Annotated in this window: 4 protein-coding genes and 1 pseudogene; 4 read left to right on the top strand and 1 reads right to left on the bottom strand. The window is 64.5% G+C overall.

Annotated elements, in window-relative coordinates; translation table 11 throughout:
* Positions 1 to 320 (top strand): DUF47 domain-containing protein (locus ACXJL8_RS35990; protein ID WP_456686535.1); only part of this gene is annotated, 320 nt, incomplete at its 5' end.
* A gap of 15 nt (positions 321 to 335) precedes the next feature.
* Positions 336 to 1343, top strand: a complete 1008-nt coding sequence (locus ACXJL8_RS35985; RefSeq protein ID WP_456686534.1) for an anion permease — start codon at positions 336 to 338, stop codon at positions 1341 to 1343.
* Here ACXJL8_RS35985 and sugE read toward each other — a convergent pair.
* Positions 1336 to 1650 (bottom strand): quaternary ammonium compound efflux SMR transporter SugE, encoded by a 315-nt coding sequence (gene sugE / locus ACXJL8_RS35980; RefSeq protein WP_326901743.1) that lies wholly within the window; start codon positions 1648 to 1650, stop codon positions 1336 to 1338. The genes ACXJL8_RS35985 and sugE overlap by 8 nt on opposite strands.
* Before the next feature lie 157 nt (positions 1651 to 1807).
* Here sugE and ACXJL8_RS35975 point away from each other — a divergent pair, with 157 nt between their 5' ends.
* Both ACXJL8_RS35975 and ACXJL8_RS35970 read left to right on the top strand, forming a co-directional pair.
* Positions 1808 to 3427, top strand: a complete 1620-nt coding sequence (locus ACXJL8_RS35975) for a peptide chain release factor 3 (protein WP_456622924.1) — start codon at positions 1808 to 1810, stop codon at positions 3425 to 3427.
* A 236-nt stretch (positions 3428 to 3663) separates the two neighbouring features.
* A pseudogene (locus ACXJL8_RS35970) lies at positions 3664 to 3915 on the top strand (hypothetical protein); the annotation flags it as partial.

Raw genomic sequence — 3915 nt, 5'->3', positions numbered from 1 at the left:
CCTTCGAGCCGCCGATGCGCGAGATCGGCGGGCTTCTGATCGAATGCGCCAATCTGGTCGGCCGTGCGCTGCCGCTGATGCAGGCGATCGGCCAGAACGTGGCCATGCTGACCGCGATCACGGAAGAGCTGACCAAGCTCGAGGGCCGGGTCGACGACCTCCATGACATCGGGCTGAAGGAACTATTCCTCAAGCATCGCGACGGCAACGCGATGGATTTCATCGTCGGTGCCGAAATCTACGAGCACCTCGAAAAGGTGGCCGACCGTTTCGACGACGTCGCGAACGAGATCAACAGCATCGTCATCGAGCAAGTTTAGGACAGGGGCCGCGCCGTGGATGCTGCGTTGGGTCTTCCCGTCCTGGTCGGACTGATCGCCGTCGCGCTGCTGTTCGACTTCCTGAACGGCCTGCATGATGCCGCCAATTCGATCGCGACCATCGTCTCGACCCGCGTGCTGCGGCCGCAATTCGCGGTGTTCTGGGCCGCGTTCTTCAATTTCGTCGCCTTCATGGTGTTCGGGCTGCACGTCGCCCAGACCATCGGCACCGGCATCATCGATCCCGCGATCGTCGATGCGCAGGTGATCTTCGCGGCCCTTGTCGGCGCCATCGTCTGGAATCTCGTGACCTGGGCGCTCGGCATCCCGTCATCCTCGTCCCACGCATTGATCGGCGGGTTGTTCGGTGCARGCGTGGCCAAAGCCGGGATTTCGGCAGCGGTCTGGAGCGGATTGTCCAAGACGGTGCTGGCGATCGTGCTGTCGCCGCTGGTCGGCTTCCTGCTCGCGATGCTGCTGGTCGCGATCGTGTCCTGGGCCTCGGTGCGCTCGACGCCGTTCGCGGTCGACCGCGCCTTCCGCATCCTGCAATTCGCCTCCGCCTCGCTCTACTCGCTCGGCCATGGCGGCAATGACGCGCAGAAGACCATGGGCATCATCGCCGTGCTGCTTTATTCGCAGGGCCATCTCGGCAGTGAATTCTCGGTGCCGTTCTGGGTCGTGCTGTCCTGCCAGGCGGCGATGGCGCTGGGCACGCTGATGGGCGGCTGGCGCATCGTCCGCACCATGGGCCTGCGCATCACAAAACTGACGCCGATGCAGGGATTTTGCGCCGAGACCGGCGGCGCCGCGACCCTGTTCATGGCGACCTTCCTTGGAGTTCCCGTCTCGACCACCCACACCATCACCGGCGCCATCGTCGGCGTCGGCGCCGCCCGTCGGCTCTCGGCGGTGCGCTGGAACGTCGCCAGCTCGATCGTCTATGCCTGGGTGATCACGATGCCGGCCTCCGCCATCGTCGCCGCGCTCACCTGGTGGGCGGTCAAGATCTTTGTCAGGTGACGAATTTCAGCCCCGCGATACCGGCGACGATGAGCCCGATGCTGGCGAGGCGGAATGCGGTGGCCGGCTCGCCGAACAGGATGATGCCGAGCGTCGCGGTTCCGACCGCGCCGATGCCGGTCCAGACTGCATAAGCGGTCCCGACGGGGAGCGATTTGAGAGCGAGTCCGAGCAGGATGACGCTGCCGGCCATCGCCGCGAGCGTGATGATGGACGGAACAAGTCTGGTAAAGCCCTCAGTATATTTCAGGCCGATCGCCCAGGTAATCTCGAGAAGACCGGCGACGAACAGGATGCTCCAGGCCATGACGACCCTCCATTCAAGGCAGGGTCGTCCCCGCGGCCATGGCTTTTGGAAAAGGAGGGCCGTCCCTCCCAAATGGCGATATGGGGCTGGTCGAGGGGCCCTGCAATCACCAAATCAGGCTTGATCAGGCCCATTTTCCCTGCCAAACGCTCCCGCCATGTCCGACATCGCCATTTCCGCCGAATCGCCGGCCCGTTCCCCGCTTGCCGCTGAAGTGTCGCGGCGGCGAACCTTTGCGATCATCTCGCATCCGGACGCCGGCAAGACCACGCTGACCGAAAAGCTGCTGCTGTTCGGCGGCGCCATCAATCTCGCCGGCCAGGTCAAGGCCAAGGGCGAGCGGCGCAACACGCGCTCGGACTGGATGAAGATCGAGCGCGAGCGCGGCATCTCCGTCGTCACCTCGGTGATGACCTTCGAGTTCGAAGGCCTCGTGTTCAACCTGCTGGACACGCCGGGCCACGAGGACTTTTCGGAAGACACCTATCGCACGCTGACGGCGGTCGATTCCGCCGTGATGGTGATCGACGCGGCAAAGGGCATCGAGGCGCGGACGCGAAAGCTGTTCGAGGTCTGCCGGCTGCGCGACATCCCGATCATCACCTTCATCAACAAGATGGACCGCGAAAGCCGCGACGTCTTCGAGCTGCTCGACGAGATCGAGAAGACGCTGGCGCTCGACACCACGCCGATGACCTGGCCGGTCGGCCGTGGCCGTGACTTCCTCGGCACCTACGACGTCGTCAATGGCGGGGTGCGCCTGCTCGAAGGCGGCGGCGCCAAGACCGGCGCGGCGCAGCAGATCGAGATCGCGGAGCTCGGAAAGCTCAATGCGAATCTCGACGTCTCCGCGGTGAAGGACGAGCTCGAGCTCGTCACCGCGGCCTCCAAGCCGTTCGAACTCGCCGCGTTTCGCGAGGGCCATCTGACCCCGGTCTATTTCGGCAGCGCGCTGCGCAATTTCGGCGTCGGCGACCTCCTCGAAGGTCTCGGCAAGTTCGCGCCCGAGCCGCGCGCGCAAGAGAGCGACCAGCGCAGGGTCGAAGCGACCGATCCGCGCATGAGCGCCTTCGTGTTCAAGATCCAGGCCAACATGGATCCCAACCATCGCGACCGCATCGCCTTTGCGCGGCTGTGCTCCGGCAAGCTCAGCCGCGGCATGAAGGCCAAGCTGGTGCGCACCGGCAAGAGCATGCCGCTGTCGAGCCCGCAATTCTTCTTCGCGCAGGACCGCTCGGTGGCGGATGAAGCCTTTGCCGGCGACGTCGTCGGCATTCCCAATCACGGCACGCTGCGCATCGGCGATACTCTGACCGAGGGCGAGGATTTCAACTTCGTCGGCGTGCCGAGCTTCGCGCCGGAAATCGTCCGCCGCGTGCGTCTCACCGACGCGATGAAGGCAAAGAAGCTGAAGGAGGCGCTTCAGCAGATGTCGGAAGAGGGCGTGGTGCAGGTGTTCCGCCCGCGCGACGGCGCGCCGGCGCTGGTCGGCGTCGTCGGCGCGCTCCAGCTCGACGTGCTGAAGGCGCGGCTCGAGGCGGAATATGCGCTACCCGTGGAGTTCGAAGTCAGCGAGTTCCAGCTCGCGCGCTGGGTCTCGTCGGATGACCGCAAGAAGCTGGATACCTTCATCGCCGCCAACACTTCGAGCATCGCCGACGATGTCGACGGCGATCCCGTGTACCTGGCCAGGAACGAGTTCTATCTCGGCTACACCCGGGAGCGCGCCGAGGGCATCGAATTCACCAACGTCAAGGACGTCAAGAAGAAGGGGTAGGGCCCGCCCACACCCCCCGCTGTGCAGCCACATCCTCCGCTGTCATGCCCCGCGAAGGCGGGGCATCCAGTACGCCGCGGCCTCTCGGTTCGATCACAAACGTCTCGGAGTACTGGGTCGCCCGGTCAAGCCGGGCGACGACATCGAGCTTAAACGCGGCCATGTGAACAGCCGCAGGCTTGATGTTGTCGGGGGCAATGCCACCTTCAACTCGTATGACCTTGCGAGTTCGCATCATGTGGCGCGGCATTCTCGTTTTCATATTGCTGGCGATATCGGTGGTCGCCGCCGACGCGCAGCGCCGGGAGATCAATCCGATCCCGTTTTCGCACTCCCCGTGCAGCGTGCTCGACAATCGTCCCTGCACGCCGTCCTATTGCAGCCCGCTCGAACACGGTCCCTGCATTCCCGAGATCGACTATCCCTATGGCGAGAACCTCCAGCTCACGATCCAGAGCGTCCCGTCCGAGGCCGATCGCGCCAAATAC

It is taken from the genome of Bradyrhizobium sp. P5_C11_2, from assembly GCF_054049755.1.
This window is presented reverse-complemented; position numbering and strand designations above follow the sequence as displayed.

Excerpts from the sequence above, each read along its gene's own strand:
- sugE (WP_326901743.1), bottom strand. The coding sequence starts at position 1,650 with ATGGCCTGGAGCATCCTGTTCGTCGCCGGTCTTCTCGAGATTACCTGG.
- ACXJL8_RS35975 (WP_456622924.1), top strand. The coding sequence starts at position 1,808 with ATGTCCGACATCGCCATTTCCGCCGAATCGCCGGCCCGTTCCCCGCTT.